The sequence below is a fragment of the Streptomyces sp. Da 82-17 genome (genome assembly GCF_046098215.1).
Taxonomy (GTDB): domain Bacteria; phylum Actinomycetota; class Actinomycetes; order Streptomycetales; family Streptomycetaceae; genus Streptomyces.
The window spans coordinates 461,265-478,974 of sequence record NZ_JBJURH010000001.1 but is presented as its reverse complement, the minus strand read 5'-3'; the positions used below and the strand labels follow the sequence as shown (position 1 = coordinate 478,974).

17 protein-coding genes are annotated in these 17,710 nt (G+C 73.0%); 7 read left to right on the top strand and 10 right to left on the bottom strand.

Going from position 1 to position 17,710, the window contains the following annotated elements; translation table 11 throughout:
- Window positions 1-49: 49 nt before the first annotated feature.
- Both ACIDOF_RS02170 and ACIDOF_RS02165 read right to left on the bottom strand, forming a co-directional pair.
- The gene (locus ACIDOF_RS02170; RefSeq protein WP_409003860.1) at window positions 50-562 is read right to left on the bottom strand and encodes a hypothetical protein; all 513 of its coding nucleotides are present in this window, start codon (window positions 560-562) and stop codon (window positions 50-52) included.
- Window positions 563-2,089: 1,527 nt separating this feature from the next.
- Window positions 2,090-3,205 carry a magnesium and cobalt transport protein CorA gene (locus ACIDOF_RS02165; protein ID WP_409003859.1) on the bottom strand — a complete coding sequence of 372 codons (1,116 nt, stop codon included), beginning with the start codon at window positions 3,203-3,205 and terminating at the stop codon, window positions 2,090-2,092.
- 476 nt (window positions 3,206-3,681) lie between these two features.
- Here ACIDOF_RS02165 and ACIDOF_RS02160 point away from each other — a divergent pair, with 476 nt between their 5' ends.
- Window positions 3,682-4,266 (top strand): suppressor of fused domain protein, encoded by a 585-nt coding sequence (locus ACIDOF_RS02160; protein WP_409003858.1) that lies wholly within the window; start codon window positions 3,682-3,684, stop codon window positions 4,264-4,266.
- A gap of 18 nt (window positions 4,267-4,284) precedes the next feature.
- Here ACIDOF_RS02160 and ACIDOF_RS02155 read toward each other — a convergent pair whose 3' ends face one another.
- Entirely contained in the window at window positions 4,285-5,544 is a 1,260-nt protein-coding gene (locus tag ACIDOF_RS02155) for an MFS transporter (protein WP_409003857.1), read from the bottom strand.
- Window positions 5,545-5,711: 167 nt separating this feature from the next.
- On the opposite strand from ACIDOF_RS02155, the gene ACIDOF_RS02150 reads away from it, so the two are divergent.
- The 3 genes from ACIDOF_RS02150 (at window position 5,712) to ACIDOF_RS02140 (ending at window position 8,098) form a co-directional block, all read left to right on the top strand.
- The gene (locus ACIDOF_RS02150) at window positions 5,712-6,353 is read left to right on the top strand and encodes a DUF6758 family protein (protein ID WP_409003856.1); all 642 of its coding nucleotides are present in this window, start codon (window positions 5,712-5,714) and stop codon (window positions 6,351-6,353) included.
- A 145-nt stretch (window positions 6,354-6,498) separates the two neighbouring features.
- The gene (locus tag ACIDOF_RS02145; protein WP_409003855.1) at window positions 6,499-7,362 is read left to right on the top strand and encodes a PHP domain-containing protein; all 864 of its coding nucleotides are present in this window, start codon (window positions 6,499-6,501) and stop codon (window positions 7,360-7,362) included.
- A gap of 130 nt (window positions 7,363-7,492) precedes the next feature.
- A complete protein-coding gene (locus ACIDOF_RS02140; protein WP_409003854.1) occupies window positions 7,493-8,098 on the top strand; it encodes a MarC family protein in 606 nt (201 codons plus the stop codon).
- Between the two features lie 88 nt (window positions 8,099-8,186).
- On the opposite strand, the gene ACIDOF_RS02135 is transcribed toward ACIDOF_RS02140, so the two are convergent.
- The 3 genes from ACIDOF_RS02135 to ACIDOF_RS02125 all read right to left on the bottom strand — a co-directional run bounded on the left by ACIDOF_RS02135 (window position 8,187) and on the right by ACIDOF_RS02125 (window position 11,782).
- Window positions 8,187-8,339: a hypothetical protein gene (locus ACIDOF_RS02135; protein ID WP_409003853.1), complete on the bottom strand. Its 153-nt coding sequence runs from the start codon at window positions 8,337-8,339 to the stop codon at window positions 8,187-8,189.
- 210 nt (window positions 8,340-8,549) lie between these two features.
- Window positions 8,550-9,404 carry an alpha/beta fold hydrolase gene (locus ACIDOF_RS02130; RefSeq protein WP_409003852.1) on the bottom strand — a complete coding sequence of 285 codons (855 nt, stop codon included), beginning with the start codon at window positions 9,402-9,404 and terminating at the stop codon, window positions 8,550-8,552.
- A 119-nt stretch (window positions 9,405-9,523) separates the two neighbouring features.
- Entirely contained in the window at window positions 9,524-11,782 is a 2,259-nt protein-coding gene (locus ACIDOF_RS02125) for a DEAD/DEAH box helicase (RefSeq protein WP_409003851.1), read from the bottom strand.
- Between the two features lie 281 nt (window positions 11,783-12,063).
- Here ACIDOF_RS02125 and ACIDOF_RS02120 point away from each other — a divergent pair, with 281 nt between their 5' ends.
- Window positions 12,064-12,813, top strand: coding sequence for a ferritin-like fold-containing protein (locus ACIDOF_RS02120; RefSeq protein ID WP_409003850.1), 750 nt, complete (start codon window positions 12,064-12,066; stop codon window positions 12,811-12,813).
- A 335-nt stretch (window positions 12,814-13,148) separates the two neighbouring features.
- Here ACIDOF_RS02120 and ACIDOF_RS02115 read toward each other — a convergent pair whose 3' ends face one another.
- The 4 genes from ACIDOF_RS02115 to ACIDOF_RS02100 all read right to left on the bottom strand — a co-directional run bounded on the left by ACIDOF_RS02115 (window position 13,149) and on the right by ACIDOF_RS02100 (window position 15,135).
- A complete protein-coding gene (locus ACIDOF_RS02115) occupies window positions 13,149-13,418 on the bottom strand; it encodes a hypothetical protein (RefSeq protein WP_409003849.1) in 270 nt (89 codons plus the stop codon).
- 244 nt (window positions 13,419-13,662) lie between these two features.
- The gene (locus ACIDOF_RS02110) at window positions 13,663-13,890 is read right to left on the bottom strand and encodes a DUF3107 domain-containing protein (RefSeq protein WP_409003848.1); all 228 of its coding nucleotides are present in this window, start codon (window positions 13,888-13,890) and stop codon (window positions 13,663-13,665) included.
- A gap of 125 nt (window positions 13,891-14,015) precedes the next feature.
- A complete protein-coding gene (locus tag ACIDOF_RS02105) occupies window positions 14,016-14,663 on the bottom strand; it encodes a TetR/AcrR family transcriptional regulator (protein WP_409003847.1) in 648 nt (215 codons plus the stop codon).
- Between the two features lie 253 nt (window positions 14,664-14,916).
- Entirely contained in the window at window positions 14,917-15,135 is a 219-nt protein-coding gene (locus ACIDOF_RS02100) for a hypothetical protein (RefSeq protein WP_409003846.1), read from the bottom strand.
- A gap of 195 nt (window positions 15,136-15,330) precedes the next feature.
- Between ACIDOF_RS02100 and ACIDOF_RS02095 the strand changes: the two genes are divergently transcribed.
- A complete protein-coding gene (locus tag ACIDOF_RS02095) occupies window positions 15,331-16,302 on the top strand; it encodes an alpha/beta fold hydrolase (RefSeq protein WP_409003845.1) in 972 nt (323 codons plus the stop codon).
- Window positions 16,299-17,633 carry a DUF3152 domain-containing protein gene (locus tag ACIDOF_RS02090; RefSeq protein WP_409004026.1) on the top strand — a complete coding sequence of 445 codons (1,335 nt, stop codon included), beginning with the start codon at window positions 16,299-16,301 and terminating at the stop codon, window positions 17,631-17,633. The genes ACIDOF_RS02095 and ACIDOF_RS02090 overlap by 4 nt, the downstream gene beginning before the upstream one ends.
- The last annotated feature ends 77 nt before the right edge of the window (window positions 17,634-17,710 follow it).

The following is a 17,710-nucleotide window of genomic DNA, read 5'->3' as shown; positions in this document are numbered from 1 at the left end:
GCCCGGAACACGGGTCGGGGGCGGCTCCCGTACGGGCGTCGCGCGCTGCTCAGCCCTTCCGACGGCGCCGGAACAGGATCCGCGGCAGCGCCCCCGGGATCGGCTCGCGGGTCGTGGCCGGGGTGGCGAGGGGCGCCGCGGCGAGGGAACCGTCGGGCATCGCCGTGTCCGGCTCCTGCGGCTCCAGACGCAGTACGCGGCACTCGCGGGCCCAGCGCTCCGTCATCGCCTCGCCGTCCGGCGCGTTCAGCCGCTTGCCCTTGAGCTCGGCGACCGCGGCCTCCCACTCGGGCGTGCCCGGCGCCAGCTCGACGGTACGGGCGGTCCAGGCGACGAGACGGCCGCCCTTGTCCTTGCTGCGCACGGTGACCTCCGCGAGCGCCCCGTCGTCGAGGCCGGGCAGCGGCTGCTCACCCGGTCCGTCGCCGACGACGTGCGCGGCGCCCTCGTGCCACGCATGCCAGAGCGCACGCGCATCCCCGGAGCCACGCACCCAGATCAGGCCCGACTTCTTCGTGGCTTCCTCGACGAGAGCGTGCTCGAGCAGCGAATCGGCAGACATGCCTGCAGCTTAGGCCCTGCCTGCCGGACTGCGTCCGGGGCGGCGGGCTGCCGGACGCGGGCCTGCTCGATCTCACCCACGAACTCCCGAGCCGGACAGGCCCACCCACCGCCCCCACGCGACGCGACGCGCCCCGGCTCAACGCGACGCGCCCCGGCTCGACTCGCCCCGAATGGCGGGTGACGGCCGACCGGTCCCGGTGCCGTGGGCCCTGACGGGCGGGTGGTCGCCGGGCGGTCCGGTGCCGCTGGCTCTGACCGGCGGGTGGCGGCCGACCGGTTCCGGTGCCGCTGACTCCGACCGGCAGGCGGCGGCCGACCGGCCCCGGTGCCGCTGGCCCCGTCCCAGGTGGCCGTCGACGGGACCTGACCCGCGCCCCGACCGGCGGGTGACGGCCGACTGGCCCTGGTGCCGTGGGCCCGACCGGTAGGTGGTCGTCGACGGCCCCGACCAGTAGGTGGCCGTCGACGGGATCCGGTGCCGCTGACTCCGACCGGCGGGTGACGGCCGACCGGCCCCGGTGCCGTGGGCCCCGGCTGGCAGGTGGTCGCCGGGCGGTCCGGTGCCGCTGACTCTGACCGGCGGGCGATGGCCGACCGGTCCGGTGCCTCTGGCCCCGACCGGCAGCTGGCCCCGACCGGCAGCTGGCCCCGACCGGCAGCTGGCCCCGGCCGGCAGGTGGCTGTCGACGGGATCCGCCCCCCCCGCGCTGACTGGCAGGCGGTGGCCGGCTGGCCCCGATGCCGTGGGCCCTGTGACGGGCGGGTGGTCGCCGGGCGGTCCGGTGCCGCTGACTGCGACCGGCAGGCGATGGCCGACCGCCCGGTGCCGCGGGCCCCGACCGGCAGCTGGCCCCGACCGGCGGGTGGCCGTCGACGGGATCCGGTCCCGCGCCCGGACCGGCAGGCGTACGGCCGACCGGCCCTGGTGCCGCTGACTCTGACCGGCAGGTGACGGCCGACCGGCCCCTGCCGCTGACTCTGACCGGCGGGTGGCCGTCGACGGGATCCGGCCCCGTGCCCCGACCGGCGGGTGACGGCCGACCGGCCCCGGTGCCGTGGGCCCTGACGGACGGGTGGTCGCTGGGCGGTCCGGTGCCGCTGACTCCGACCGGCAGGCGACGGCCGACCGCCCCCGGCGCCTCTGGCCACGACCGCCGGGTGGCCGTCGACCGGATCCGACCCCGCGCGCCCCGCCCCGCATCTGGCCGCCGACCGGCCCTGGCCCTGCCCGCCCGCCGGCAGGCGGCCGCCGACCGGATCCGATCCCGCGCGCCCGCCCCGCAGCTGGCCGCCGACCCGCCCTGGCCCTGCCCGCCCGCCGGACAGGCGGCCCGGCCCTGCCTGCCGAACAGGCGGCCCTGTATTGCCGGACAGGGTCCCGCCCCCCCCGGCTCGATCAGGCAAGTAGTCGCCGAACCGGTTCCGGTCGATCCGACGGACAGGAGCCGGGGCCGGTCGATCCGACGGACAGAACCCGGTTCCGGTCGATCCGACGGGCAGGACCCGGGGCCGGGCCGGGGCCCGGTTACAGCCAGCCGTTGCGCTTCAGGGTGCGGTGGATGGCGAAGCAGACGACCGCGATGCTGCCCATCACCATCGGGTAGCCGTACTGCCACTTCAGCTCCGGCATGTGCTCGAAGTTCATGCCGTACACCCCGCAGATCATCGTCGGCACGGCGACGATCGCCGCCCATGACGTGATCTTGCGCATGTCCTCGTTCTGGGCGACGGTGGCCTGCGCGAGGTTGGCCTGCAGGATCGAGTTGAGCAGTTCGTCGAAGCCGACGACCTGTTCCTGCACGCGCGCGAGGTGGTCGGCGACGTCCCGGAAGTACTTCTGGATGTCGGGGTCGACCAGCCGCATGGGCCGCTCGCTCAGCAGCTGCATGGGGCGGAGCAGCGGGGAGACGGCGCGCTTGAACTCCAGTACCTCGCGCTTGAGTTGGTAGATCCGGCCCGCGTCCGTGCCGCGCGGGCTGCCCTTGCCGGGCTGTGAGAAGACGTCGATCTCGACCTCGTCGATGTCGTCCTGCACGGCGTCCGCGACCGCGATGTATCCGTCCACGACGTGGTCCGCGATGGCGTGCAGCACTGCCGACGGGCCCTTGGCGAGCAGCTCCGGGTCGTCCTGCAGCCGGTGCCTGAGCGCCCGCAGCGAGCCCTGCCCGCCGTGCCGGACCGTGATGAAGAAGTCCCGCCCGGTGAAGCACATCACCTCGCCGGTCTCGACGACCTCGCTGGTCGCGGTGAGCTCGGCGTGCTCGACGTAGTGGATGGTCTTGAAGACGGTGAACAGGGTGTCGTCGTACCGCTCCAGCTTGGGGCGCTGGTGGGCGTGGACCGCGTCCTCGACGGCGAGCGGGTGCAGGCCGAACTCCCGGGCGATACCGGCGAATTCGTCCTCGGTCGGCTCGTGCAGGCCGATCCAGGCGAAGCCGCCGTCGCGGCGGACGTCGAGCATCGCCTCGTGCGGCGTGAGCGGCGCCTCGCTCGGGACCCGCCGCCCGTCGCGGTACACGGCGCAGTCGACCACCGCGCTGGCGGCCGTCGCGTCCCGGGTCGTCTCGTACGGGCTGCCGGGCGCGGTGTCCTTGCGGAGCTGGGGGCGGACGGCGGCACGGAGGTCACGGATCATCGACATGGCAGGCTCCTTCGCGACGCGGCCGCCGCGCGGGGGTGGAACTGCCCGGAATGGGGACGTACGGCTCAAAAGTCACGTCCGCAAAGCGGGCGGCACCGGTCCGACGCGGTGACGGCCTTCGCTCTGACTCAGATCAAGCGGGGACGGGATGCCCTTCCGGGGAGCGTCCGCCGAGCGCGAGATGAGGTTGCCGTGAACTTCGCGGTTTACCCGGCGTGTGCGCGGGTACAGAAAGCCTCGGTCGCTGGGCGCTGCTACCTGGCGGAAGAGCGGGTGGTACTGCACGGTCGACTTCGATCCATGTCAGCCCCACCTCCTCCGGCCGGTCCCCCGTGGGGGAAGTCCCAACGCCGGGCTCTGGAACGCCGCTTGAGCGTGCGCGCCACCTGCTGCCCTGGCCAGCGGCCAAGACTATCAGCCGACTGAAGTGTCAAGCCGCGGCTTTGCCCGTTCTCTACGAGTTCTATGCTCGCGGCATGGCTGATGTTCTCGCTCTCGTCGAAGCCCGGCTGCGCAGCGCCCTCGGCGAACCCGACGCCCGCGCGGCCGTGACGTTCCTCGGCACGGACCGCATCGAGGTGCTGCGCTTCGTCGACGGCGACATCGTGCGGTACGCCACGCTCGGCATGTCGGCCGCGCCGATGTCCGACCCGACCTCCGCCCTCGCCGACCAGGTGCGCGGCCCGCGCGCGGAGCTGGTGCTCTCGGTGCGGGCGGGCGTCGCCGACACCGACAAGGCGCTCCGACCGCTCGCCGTGCTCGCCGCATCCCCGCAGGTCGAGGGTCTGGTCGTCGCCCCGGGCGCGTCGCTCGACGTGGGCGAACCGCTGTGGCCCGGCGCCCAGTTCACCTCGGTCCTGGTCGCCGAGCCGGGCGGCCTGGTGGAGGACCTGGAGCTGGACGAGCCGATGGAGCCCGTGCGGTTCCTGCCGCTGCTGCCGATGACGCCCAACGAGGCGGCGTGGAAGCGGGTGCACGGCGCGGCGGCCCTGCAGGAGAAGTGGCTGGCGCACGGCACGGACCTGCGCGATCCGCTGCGCAGGTCCGTCACCCTGGACTGAAGTCGCCTTCCTGGGCGCCTAGTTGGCGAAGACCGCCACGCCGTCCTCCGTACGGTGCTTCGGTTCGAGTTCCTCGGCCTCGTGCCGGAGCGCGGCGCGCCGTGTCCAGACGATGCCGGCGCCGACGACGGCGGCCACGGCCGCGACCACGAACGGGATGTGGATGTTCGTCCACTCCTCGATCTTCGGCGCGAGGAACGGCGCGGCGGCCGCGGCGAACCAGCGCACGAAGTTGTACCCGGCGCTCGCCACCGGTCGCGGAGCGTCCGAGACGCCGAGGGCCAGCTCCGTGTAGACGGTGTTGTTGAGGCCGATGAACGCGCCGGAGGCCACCGTGCCGGCCACGGCCGCCGTGTGGTTGCCGTACCCGAGCACCAGCAGGTCGGCCGCGAGCAGCAGCAGGGAGCCGCCGAGCACCTTGAGCGAGCCGAACCGCCGCTGCAGCCGCGGCGCGACGAGCACCGAGAACACCGCGAGCAGCACGCCCCAGGCGAAGAAGACGGCGCCCGAGCGGTACGGCGACATGTTCAGGACGAACGGCGTGAACGCGAGGACCGTGAAGAACGCGTAGTTGTAGAAGAACGCGGAGGCCGCCGCGGAGGCGAGGCCGCCGTGGCCGAGCGCCTTGACCGGGTCGAGGAGCGAGGTCTTGCGCGCGGGCCTCGGCTGCTCCTTGAGGAACGCGGTGATCGCGATGAACCCGATGGCCATCAGGGCGGCGGTGCCGAAGAACGGGTAGCGCCAGCTGGCGTCGCCGAGTACCGCGCCGAGCAGCGGCCCGCAGGCCATGCCGAGCCCGAGCGCCGACTCGTACAGCAGGATCGCCGCCGCGCTGCCTCCTGCCGCGGCGCCGACGATCACGGCGAGGGACGTCGACACGAACAGGGCGTTGCCGAGCCCCCACCCGGCCCGGAACCCGACGAGTTCGCCGACCGAGCCGGAGGTGCCGGACAGCGCGGCGAAGACCACGACCAGCGCGAGCCCGGCGAGCAGCGTCTTCTTGCCGCCGATCCGGCTGGAGACGAACCCGGTGACGAGCATCGCGACCGCGGTGATCAGGAAGTACGAGGTGAACAGGAGCGAGACCTGACTCGGCGTGGCCTGAAGCCCCTCGGCGATCGACGGCAGGATCGGGTCGACCAGGCCGATGCCCATGAAGGCGACGACGGAGGCGCCCGCCGTGGCCCACACCGCGCCGGGCTGGCGCAGGATGCTCCCCGAGCCGGAGCCCTCGTCGAACGGATCGTCCCCTGTCGGGCCGCTGTTGCTGCTTCGCATGCCCTCTCCCTCACTGCTCTCGCTGCGTGTTGATCGGTTGACGTCTGCACATAATAAGTTAGGCAGGCTAATAAATGCAAGCTACATCTAAATTTTGACACCCGTCCGCACTCCGACGGGTGATCGCTCCTTGACGCGGCGACGGCCGGGGAGGACCGTTGAACGCTATGAGGGGCGAACCCAGTTGCCCGAAGTGCGGTGGCCGGGTCAGGGCTCCCGGTCTCTTCGCCGACACGTGGCAGTGCGCCGCGCACGGCGCCGTGCATCCGCTGCAGCCCGTGGTTCCGCCGAGCGTCGAGGCGCTCGGCGTCGTGGTGCACCGCACACAGGTGCCCGTGTGGATGCCGTGGCCACTGCCGATCGGCTGGCTGTTCACGGGCGTCGCGTGCGCGGGCGACGACCGCAGCGGCGGCCGTGCCACCGCCGTCGCCTGCTCCGGCCCCGGACCGCTCGGCGGCGTCGGCGAGCTGGTGCTCGTCGCGGAGGAGCTCGGCGTCGGACTCGGCGCGCGGTACGCGGGCATCGAGGGCCCCGACCCGGGCCCGTACCTGTCCGTCGAGAAGCCGCCGCAGGCCAAGGTGCTCGCCGCCGGCCGGCCCACCCCGCTGTGGCACGTCTCGGGCACGCCCGACGACCGCGCCGTCTTCGCCGGGGAGGCCCGCGGCCTGTGGCTGTGGGCCGTCGTCTGGCCCGAGCAGTCCGGCCTCCTGATGTACGACGAGCTGGTCCTGACCGACCTGCGGGAGGCGGGCGCCGAGATGGAACTCCTGCCGTGCGGGGCGCTGTCGCCCCGGCTGCTCGACAGCTGAGCCGACCGCCGGGCCGTCCTCTCGCGGCCCTGGAGGGTGCGGGACGTCACTGGCCGCGGGCCCTGCGACGGTCCGGCGGCGGGGGTCGGCCCCGTTATCCTTGAGCGTCCCCTTTCGTCCCGCCGGAGAGCCTGGAGTACGCGTCGTGCGCATCGATCTGCACACCCACTCCACCGCGTCCGACGGCACGGACACCCCGGCCGAGCTGGTCCGGAACGCGGCCTCCGCCGGGCTCGACGTCGTGGCGCTCACCGACCACGACACCACCCGCGGCCACGCCGAGGCGCGCGCCGCGCTCCCCGAGGGCCTGACGCTCGTGACCGGCGCCGAGCTCTCCTGCCGCCTCGACGGCACTCCGCTGCACATGCTCGCGTACCTCTTCGACCCCGAGGAGCCGGAGCTGCTGCGCGAGCGAGAGCTGGTGCGGGACGACCGGGTGCCGCGCGCCCGCGGCATGGTCGGCAAGCTGCAGGAGCTCGGCGTCCCGATCACCTGGGAGCAGGTCGCGCGGATCGCCGGCGACGGCTCGGTCGGCCGGCCGCACATCGCCGAGGCGCTCGTCGAGCTCGGCGTCGTGCCCACCGTCTCCGACGCGTTCACGCCCGAGTGGCTCGCCAACGACGGCCGGGCGTACGTGGAGAAGCACGAGCTGGACCCCTTCGACGCGATCCGGCTCGTCAAGGCCGCGGGCGGGGTCACCGTCTTCGCGCACCCGCTGGCGGTCAAGCGCGGCCAGTGCGTGCCCGAGGCCGCGATCGCGGAGCTCGCCGCCGCCGGACTCGACGGCATCGAGGCCGACCACATGGACCACGACCCGGCCACCCGCGCGCGTCTGCACGGCCTGGCCGCCGACCTCGGCCTGCTCGCCACCGGCTCCAGCGACTACCACGGCAGCCGCAAGACCTGCCTGCTCGGCGAGTTCACCACGGACCCCGAGATCTACGGCGAGATCACCCGCCGGGCCACCGGGGCGTTCCCCGTGCCGGGCGCCGGGGGAGCGCGCTCCTAACGTCCGTACCTCTGTCGCCGGTTCGGGGCCTCGCGGTCCCGGGCCCGCTCCGGCGTGGCCCGGCCCTCCCGGTCGCCGTCGCGCCCGCTCCTCATCTCTTCATCGGTTCACTTTCACTGCAAGGCTCACTGTGTTCGACGTCGCCGTCTTCGGATCCCTCTTTCTCACCCTTTTTGTGATCATGGACCCGCCCGGGATCACCCCGATCTTCCTCGGGCTCACCGCGGGCCGCCCCGCCAAGATGCAGCGCCGGATGGCCTTCCAGGCGGTCTGCGTGGCCTTCGGCGTGATCGCCCTGTTCGGTGTGGTCGGGCACCAGATCCTCGACTATCTGCACGTGTCCGTGCCCGCCCTGATGATCGCCGGCGGGCTGCTGCTCCTGCTCGTCGCGCTCTCCCTGCTCACCGGCAAGACGGACGAGCCGAAGCAGACCAAGGACGTCAACGTCGCCCTCGTACCGCTCGGCATGCCGCTGCTCGCCGGGCCCGGGGCGATCGTCGCCGTGATCCTCGCCGTGCAGGACGCGGAGGGCTTCGGCGGGCAGCTGTCGGTGTGGAGCGCGATCGTCGCCATGCACGTGGTGCTGTGGCTGGTCATGCGGTACTCGCTGGTGATCATCCGCGTGATCAAGGACGGCGGCGTGGTCCTCGTGACCCGGCTCGCGGGCATGATGCTCTCCGCGATCGCCGTGCAGCAGATCATCAACGGCGTCACCCAGGTCGTCCAGGGCGCCTGAGGCCCGTACCTCTCGTACGAGCCGCTCGTACGAACGCGAAGGCCCCCCGTGCGCTGGTGCACGGGGGGCCTTCGAAGCTGCTGCGGCGTTACGAGGCCGCGCTGTCTGCCGGGCGGATCAGGATGCGCTGGCCGATCGAGGCCGCGTGCTGCACGATCCGGTTGACGGAGGCGGCGTCCACGACGGTGCTGTCCACGGCGGTGCCGTCGACGTCGTCAAGGCGCATGATCTCGAAGCGCATAAGGCTTCTCCCTTCGTCTGGTCATCCTCCTGAAGGAGAACTGCTCAAGTGCGAAGCACGGCTTCCTCGCCGCGCTTCCACCAGGTCCAACGACTTGCGCCCTGCAAACATTCCCTACGCTAAAGAAAATTTTCGCCGAGCTAAATAATCGCAGGTCGTAGCGGTGCCGTATGCGCAGCGTGACCGGCCTTGCGGGGCCGTCGGCGGGTGTCAGCCCTGCTGCTCGTCCCAGAACGCGATCAGCGCCTTCGCCGTCTGCTCGGGGCGGTCCGTGTTGGGGGAGTGGTCGGCGCCCGCGACGACCGTGCGCCGGGCCGAGAGCCGCTCCGCCATCTCGTCCAGGAGCGGCACCGGCCAGGTGTCGTCGTGGTCCCCGGACAGTACGTGCACGGGCAGCCGCAGCGCCGCCAGCTCGTCGACCCGGTCCGGCTCGGACGTCAACTGGGCGCCCGTCGCGGCGAGTTGGGCCGGACTGTGGCGCAGCCAGCGGGCGCGCAGGGCGCCGTGGGTCTCGCCGGGGTCCGTCTCCTCGGGCGGTTCGAGGGACTGCATGGCCTCCCACACCTGCGCCATGTCGAGCACGGCGAGCCCGTCCTGCAGCAGCTTCACCCGCTCCTGCTGCGACGGTGAGATCTGCGCCGGGCCCGAGGACATCAACGTCAGCGAGACGAACGGCGCCGGGTCAAGGAGCACCGCCGCCCGCGCGATCTGCCCGCCGAGCGAGTGCCCCAGGAACTGCACCCGCCCGCCGAGCGCCGCCACCTGCGCCAGCACGTCACGCGCCAACTCGCCCTGCGCGTACGGGGATCGGTCGTCGGCGGGGCCCTGCGACTCGTACTGCCCGCGGCCGTCGACGGCCACCGCGCGGTAGCCCGCCTCGGCGATCGGGGCGAGCAGCGCGATGAAGTCCTCCTTGCTGCCGGTGAATCCGGGCAGCAGCAGGACGGTGCCCTTCGGGTCGGCCTCCCGCGGCGCGAGGTCGTGCACGGCGAACTCGCCGCGCTCGGTGGCCAGCTGGTACGCCCTGGTGCCGGGCGGGGGCGTGAACGTGGGAGGCCTGCTCATGCGACGAGGCTAACCGCAGTCCGCCCCGACGGCCCCGCCCGGTGCCCGCACGGAACGCGCCGGCCCGGCTCCCCCGAGAGGAGCCGGGCCGGCCCGGTGCTGCGGGACGTGCCCGCCGATCAGGCTTCGGCCGTCTCGGCGGCCTTGCGTGTACGACGACGGCGCGGCTTGGCCTCCGCCTCCGGAGCCTCGGCCTGCTCGGCGGGAGCGGGCGCGGCCTCGGCGGCCTTCCGGGTCCGGCGACGCGGCTTCGCCTCGACGGCCTCGGCGGCCTCGGCGGTGTCGACGGCGGCCTCGGCGGTCTTGCGCGTACGACGGCGCGGCTTCGCCTCCGGCTCGGCCTGCTCTGCCACGGCCTCGGTCGCCACGGCGGCCTCGGCGGTCTTGCGGGTACGGCGTCGGCGCGGCTTGGCCTCGGCGGTCTCCGTGCCCTCGGCGGTGTCCACGGCGGCCTCGGCCTGCTCGGCGGGAGCGGGCGCGGCCTCGGCGGCCTTCCGGGTCCGGCGACGCGGCTTCGCCTCGACGGCCTCGGCGGCCTCGGCGGTGTCGACGGCGGCCTCGGCGGCCTTGCGCGTACGACGGCGCGGCTTCGCCTCCGGCTCGGCCTGCTCCGCCACGGCCTCGGTCGCCACGGCGGCCTCGGCGGTCTTGCGGGTACGGCGGCGGCGCGGCTTGGCCTCGGCGGTCTCCGTGCCCTCGGCGGTGTCGACCGCGGCCTCGGCCTGCTCGGCCGGAGCGGCGGCGGGCGCGGCTGCGGCCTCGGCGGACGCACCGGCGCGGGTGCGGCGACGGCGCCGCGGGGTGCGCGGCTTGTCCTCCGCCACGGCCTCGCCGGACTCCGGGGCCTCCGCGGCCGGGGCGGTGGGGGCGGCCTCGCCCTCGACCGGGGCGCCGGCCCGGGTGCGGCGGCGCTGACGCGGCGTACGGGTGCGCTTGGGGCGCTCCTCCTCCGCGTCGCGGCGGCTGCCGCGACCACCGCGGCCACCGCGGCCGCCGGTCTCGCCCAGGTCCTCGATCTCCTCGGCGCCGAGACCCGCACGCGTGCGCTCGGCACGCGGGAGCACACCCTTGGTGCCCTCGGGGATGCTCAGCTCCTCGTAGAGGTGCGGGGACGTGGAGTACGTCTCGACCGGGTCGTTGAAGCCCAGGTCGAGCGCCTTGTTGATGAGCTGCCAGCGCGGGATGTCGTCCCAGTCGACCAGCGTGATCGCCGTACCCGACGCGCCCGCGCGGCCGGTGCGGCCGATGCGGTGCAGGTAGGTCTTCTCGTCCTCGGGGGACTGGTAGTTGATGACGTGTGTGACGCCCTCGACGTCGATGCCGCGCGCGGCGACGTCGGTGCAGACGAGGACGTCGACCTTGCCGTTGCGGAACGCGCGCAGCGCCTGCTCGCGGGCGCCCTGGCCGAGGTCGCCGTGGACCGCGCCGGACGCGAAGCCGCGCCGCTCCAGCTGCTCGGCGATGTCGGCGGCCGTGCGCTTCGTACGGCAGAAGATCATCGCGAGGCCGCGGCCGTCGGCCTGCAGGATGCGGGCGACCATCTCCGGCTTGTCCATGGAGTGCGCGCGGTACACGCGCTGCGTGATGTTCGCGACCGTCGCGCCCTCGTCGTCCGGCGAGGTGGCGCGGATGTGCGTGGGCTGCGACATGTAGCGACGGGCCAGGCCGATGACGGCGCCGGGCATCGTCGCGGAGAACAGCATGGTCTGGCGCTTGACCGGCAGCATGTTGATGATCTTCTCGACGTCGGGCAGGAAGCCCAGGTCGAGCATCTCGTCGGCCTCGTCGAGGACGAGCGCGCGGACGTGCTTGAGGTCGAGCTTCTTCTGGCCCGCGAGGTCGAGCAGCCGGCCGGGGGTGCCGACGACGACGTCGACGCCCTTCTTCAGCGCCTCGACCTGCGGCTCGTAGGCGCGGCCGCCGTATATGGCGAGGACGCGGACGTTACGGACCTTGCCGGCGGTCTGCAGGTCGTTGGTGACCTGCTGGCACAGCTCGCGGGTGGGGACGACGACCAGGGCCTGCGGGGCGTCGGTGAGCTTCTCGGGCTCGGCGCGGCCGGCCTCGACGTCGGCGGGGACGGTGACGCGCTCGAGGAGCGGAAGACCGAAGCCGAGCGTCTTGCCGGTGCCGGTCTTGGCCTGGCCGATGACGTCGGAGCCGGCGAGCGCTACGGGAAGCGTCTGCTCCTGGATGGGAAAGGGGGACGTGATGCCGACGGCCTCGAGGGCTTCGGCGGTCTCGGGAAGGATCCCGAGCTCTCGGAACGTAGTCAGGGTGCTGCCTCTTCTGTGAGACGCGGCGCGAGGCGAACGCTGGGGGTCGTGACCGAGCCGGGTTTTTTCATCCGGCCGCTGTTCCGCGATACCGGGTGGCACGGGACCACTGCCGTCGCTCGAGCGTCACGCCGCTGAGGGCCCCTCCTGCGTACGCAACTGAATGCATACGGCCCGGAGGGCTGTCGGGTCGGAGCCGATCGGGCCACCGACCGGGCATCCTCATACGGATGTCCCGCCGATTTGGACTGCATACTCGGCGGGCGCAATATCACTGTACCCCGGATGCGCGCAGGCGTGTCGGCCGAATTGCTCACACAGTGGCTCCCGCCGGGACTGACCAGGGGCTTCCGCGTTCGGGTCGGCGGGCTATTGTGCGCTCCATGGAGACGCCTGACAACGCCAAGGACGCCGCCGCCGAGCCCGCGGCGGAAGCCACCGGAATCGCCGCCCAGGACTGGGCCACCGCCGCCGCCGACCCGACGTACCGCGCGGCCGTCGTCGACCTGCTCGGTGCCCTCGCGTACGGCGAGCTCGCGGCGTTCGAGCGGCTCGCGGAGGACGCGAAGCTCGCGCCGACGCTCGCCGACAAGGCGGAGCTGGCGAAGATGGCGTCCGCCGAGTTCCACCACTTCGAGCAGCTGCGCGACCGGCTCGCGAAGATCGGCGTCGAGCCGACCGAGGCCATGGAGCCGTTCGTCGCCGCCCTCGACGGCTTCCACCGCCAGACGGCCCCGTCGGACTGGCTGGAAGGCCTGGTCAAGGCGTACGTCGGCGACTCCATCGCGTCCGACTTCTACCGGGAGGTCGCCGCCCGCCTCGACTCCGACACCCGCGCCCTCGTGCTCGCCGTCCTCGACGACACCGGGCACGCGAGCTTCGCCGTGGAGAAGGTGCGCGCCGCGATCGAGGAGGACCCGCGCGTCGGCGGGCGGCTCGCGCTGTGGGCCCGGCGCCTGATGGGCGAGGCCCTGTCGCAGTCGCAGCGGGTGGTCGCGGACCGGGACGCGCTGTCGACGATGCTGGTCGGCGGCGTGGCCGACGGGTTCGACCTCGCGGAGGTCGGCCGGATGTTCTCCCGCATCACGGAGGCGCACACCAAGCGGATGGCTGCGTTGGGGCTGGCGGCGTAGGTCTTTTACGGGGGGTCCGGCGCCGTCGACTCGGTGCACGTCCCGGGGCTGCGCCCCCGCCCCCCCCCGTCGTTGTCCGGTGCGGCGCCGTCGTGGTTGCTCGCGCAGTTCCCCGCGCCCCTGAATCAACCGGGGCTTCGCCCCTGGTTTCCGCAGTGCGTTGGTCGGCTGCGGCTTGCGTCGTGGTTGCTCGCGCAGTTCCCCGCGCCCCTAGAAGCAGCCTCCTCCGGCGCCGGGAAGATTCAGCCCCTCCGGCGTTCGAGGAGCGGGGGTTCGGGGGCGGAGCCCCCGAGCGCCGCAGGCTTTCGGGAAGGGGCGGGGCGGGGAGAACAGACCTACGCCGCCGACGTCGTGCTGCGGCGGCCCGCATGGGGCCTGAGGAGCAGGGACAGCAGGGCCGCGGACAGGACCGTCGCGCCGAAGAGCGTGGCCAGGACGTGGCCCGCGCCGAGCGCGGAGTGCGTGATGAACGCGCCGAGCAGCGCGCTCGCGACGCCCGTCGCGAAGACAAGGTTCCGGGCCGGCAGGCGGTGCGCCAGCCGGTGGTCGGCGGCCCAGGCCAGGGCCAGACCGAGCAGTACGGAACCGAGCGTCTCCCAGATCATGTGTCCTCCCACGCCGGCCGGGTGCCTTCGGTCGTAGCCCGTCTTACCCGAGGTGGCCGGAAAGCAATCCTTCTTCGGGCCCCTCGGCGGAACGCCGCACGCGCGCGAGCGCTCCTGGTCAGAGGGCCTTTTCGGAGGATTGCGGAAGCGCGTGGAGGGGTAGAGGGGCCGGCCCCGGACGGGAAAGGGCGCGGGCCCGGTGGGGGGTTCCCACCGGGCCCGCGCCCGTCACGCTGTCCGAGCTCTAGAGAGCGCTGAAGCCCACCTTGCGCGCGGTCGGCTCGCCCAGCTCGACGTACGCGAGCTTGCCTGCCGGAACCAGGACCTTGCGGCCGTGGTCGTCCACGAGAGTGAGCAGCTCGGTCTTGCCGCTCAGCGCCTCGGCCACCGCCTTCTCGACTTCCTCGGGCGTCTGGCCGCTCTCCAGAACGATCTCGCGGGGCGCGTACTGCACGCCGATCTTGACCTCCACGGCTTTGTCCCTCCGACGGTCAGTGATGTGCGCGGCCGTCCGCGCCGTACTCCGCACACATTAGCCCGGTGAGGGGACCGGCAAGCCGTGCCGCTGCACGCTCGCAGCGAACACGGCTTTGAAGGTCAGTGCTGCGTCTGCTCCGAGCCGTGCAGCGGGAAGCCCGCGATGCCGCGCCAGGCGAGCGAGGTGAGCAGCCGCACCGCCTTGTCGCGGTCGACCTTGCTGTCGCTGGAGAGCCAGTACCGCGCGACCACCTGGGAGAGGCCGCCGAGGCCGACGCCGAGCAGCATCGCCTCGTCCTTGGGCAGCCCGGTGTCCTCGGCGATCACCTCGCCGAAGGCCTCCGCGCACTCCAGCGTGACCTTCTCGACGCGCTCGCGGACCGCGGGCTCGTTCGTCAGGTCGGACTCGAAGACGAGGCGGAAGGCGCCGCCCTCGTCCTGTACGTAGCTGAAGTACGCGTCCATCGTCGCGGCGACCCGGAGCTTGTTGTCCGTCGTGGACGCCAGGGCCGTGCGGATCGACTGCAGCAGGGCGTCGCAGTGCTGGTCGAGCAGCGCGAGGTAGAGGTCGAGCTTGCCCGGGAAGTGCTGGTAGAGCACCGGCTTGCTGACGCCGGCCCGCTCCGCGATGTCGTCCATCGCCGCCGAGTGGTACCCCTGCGCGACGAAGACTTCCTGGGCCGCGCCGAGAAGTTGGTTGCGGCGGGCCCGGCGCGGCAGGCGCGTGCCTCGCGGGCGCGCCGCATCTGTCTGCTCGATGGCTGTCACGCCGCCTCCCATGTCATTGAGCACGGCCTTGACGCATCCAAGAGCCGTTCCGTGTGCGGTGTGCTGCCGCGCCGCCATCGTACTTTTCGGTAACCGTCGTGTGCGCGGTGCGGACCGAGAATTTCACGGAGCGGACAGGGGGCAGGGCCGTTCTTAGCGCGAGAAAAGGCGATATCCCGGGCGTACGGGCAGCCCGCGGACGGCTCGCACGCCGGGGTCGGCGTGCGGGTGCCGGGGCCGGGGTCGGCGCAGGTCAGCGGTAGTCGTCCTCGTCCAGGTCGACGACGCGGGCCTGTTCCGCGGCGTCCGCGGGGTTGGCGGTGGAGGGGTCGTACTGGGGGAGCGGTTCGTCGCGCTCCTGGCGCAGGTCGGTGTGCTGTTCGGCGGCATCGGCCTCCGGGGTCTCCTCGTCGAGGACAACCTCGGTCTCTTCCGCTTCGAACGTGTCGGGGTCGCTCGGGTCGGCAGTCATGCTGGCTCCCCTTTCCGGTACGGGCGCCCTCCACACGAGGGGGAGACCCGCTCTCTCTACGAGCGTAGGAGAGACCGTTTCGTGGCGCTATGTGATGCCGTACCCCGACCGTCGTGACGACAGCCGCGATGACCAGCCGCGGCTGTGACGGCGAACACGTGATCCCATGCGTGATCGTCTCGTAACATTGCCAGCATGTCGTCGACCGAGCTGCCGGGAGCCCTGACCGCCGCGGTCCCGCCCGTGACGCCGCCGCCCGTGCGGGTCGCCGAGGGGGAGGAGCTGCGCCAGGTGACGCTGCCCGGGCTCACCCTCACCGTGCGCTCCAGGCCGGCCGAGCGGGAGGGCCTGGAGCCCGCGCTGTACGTGCACGGCCTCGGCGGCTCCTCGCAGAACTGGTCGGACCTGATGCCGCTGCTCGCGGACGTCGTCGACGGCGAGGCGGTCGACCTGCCCGGCTTCGGCGACTCCCCGCCGCCCGACGACGGCAACTACTCGGTGACCGGACACGCCCGCGCCGTCATCCGGCTGCTCGACGCCTCCGGGCGCGGGCCCGTGCACCTCTTCGGCAACTCGATGGGCGGGGCCGTCGCCACCCGCGTCGCGGCCGTACGACCCGACCTGGTGCGGACGCTGTCGCTGGTCTCGCCCGCCCTGCCCGAGCTGCGCGTGCAGCGCACCGCCGTGCCCACCGGGCTGCTCGCGGTGCCCGGCGTCGCCCAGCTCTTCGCCCGACTCACCAAGGACTGGACGCCCGAGCAGCGCACCCGCGGCGTCCTCGGCCTCTGCTACGGCGACCCGCGCAGGGTCTCCCCGGAGGGCTTCGCGCACGCCGTGCAGGAGATGGAGCGCAGACTTCAACTCCCTTATTTCTGGGACGCGATGGCCCGCTCGGCCCGTGGCATCGTGGACGCTTACACGCTCGGCGGGCAGCACGGACTGTGGCGGCAGGCCGAGCGCGTGCTCGCACCCACCCTGCTCGTCTACGGTGGACGGGACCTGTTGGTCTCGTACCGCATGGCGCAGAAGGCGGCGCGGGCCTTCCGGGACTCGCGGCTGCTGACCCTGCCGGAGGCGGGGCACGTGGCGATGATGGAGTATCCGGACACGGTGGCCGCGGCCTTCCGTGATCTGCTCGCGGACCAAGACTCGAACTCGGGGAGCTGAGACGGCGCGTGGGACGGCACTCGCGGCGCACGACCGCCGGGCCCGACACGGGGGCCATACCGGCAGCGCAGCCCGCGCCCGGCCCCGGTCCGGGCCGCCGTCGGCGTACCGCGACACCGGCCGAAGTGCCGAACGGCCGGGGCAGTCGCGCGCCCGAGCCGCCGCCCTCGTCCCCTTCCGGAAGGGGCGCCCGGCCCGCGCCCGACGGGCCCCGGCCGCACCCGCAGCATCGTGAACAGGGCGGCGCCTGGGGCGAGTTGGGCGCCGGCGGGTATGTCTCGCCCGACCCCTCCGCCCGCCCGCAGTCCCGCGTGCCCGGACCCCGCCAGGAGTACGTGGCGGCCTTCGACGCCCTCGACCCGCTGCACGACACGGACGACATCTTCGCCGCCGGAGCCCCGCCGAAGCACCCCGCGGGTCCCGCGGGCCCCGGCGACCCGTACGACACCGTCACCGACTGGGACGAGCGGGACGAGGAGTCGCGGGCCGACGGGCAGGACGGGCCGGAGGCCGAGCGTGAGCGGCGGAAGGGCGGCCGGGGGCGTACGTTCGCCGGGATCGCCGCCGCCGCCGTGACGACCGTGCTCGCCGGGCTCGTCGCCCTGCAGTTCACCGGCGGCTCGTCCGAGGACGCGCGGGCCGGCGCCGTCGACGCGGGCGAGGTGCGCGAGCAGGCGGAGGACGCGTCCCGCTCCCAGGCCGAGCGACCGCCGCCGGCCAAGCCGGAAGCGGTGACGTACGAGCAGAAGATGGGGAAGAAGTACCCGCTCGCGGCCGATCTGAAGGCGAGCGGGAAGTTCGAGGCCATGGGCGGATTCGACAAGGCGCCGGGCAAGGGACAGAAGTTCCGGTACCGCGTGGACGTCGAGAAGGGGCTCGGGCTCGACGGGAAACTGTTCGCCGAGGCCGTGCAGAAGACCCTGAACGACGACCGGAGTTGGGCGCACGGCGGCGGCCGCACCTTCGAGCGGGTCTCCAGCGGCCAGGCCGACTTCGTGATCACCCTGGCCAGTCCGGGCACGACCGGGGTGTGGTGCGCCAAGTCCGGGCTCGACACCACCGTCGACAACGTCTCCTGCGACTCCGCCGCCACCGAGCGCGTCATGATCAACGCCTATCGCTGGGCGCAGGGCGCGAAGACGTACGGCGACGCCATCCATCCGTACCGGCAGATGCTCATCAACCACGAAGTGGGCCACCGGCTCGGCTTCAACCATGTGATGTGCAGCAAGAACGGGGCGCTCGCGCCGGTCATGCAGCAGCAGACCAAGTTCCTGGAGTACGACGGCATCAAGTGCCGCCCCAACGCCTGGGCCTTCCCCGGTAATTGACGCTCCGTAACCGAATCGGCGCTTAGCGCAACAGAACGCTACCCGCGCGCGAAAGTTACGACCGTTCACCCCTTTTG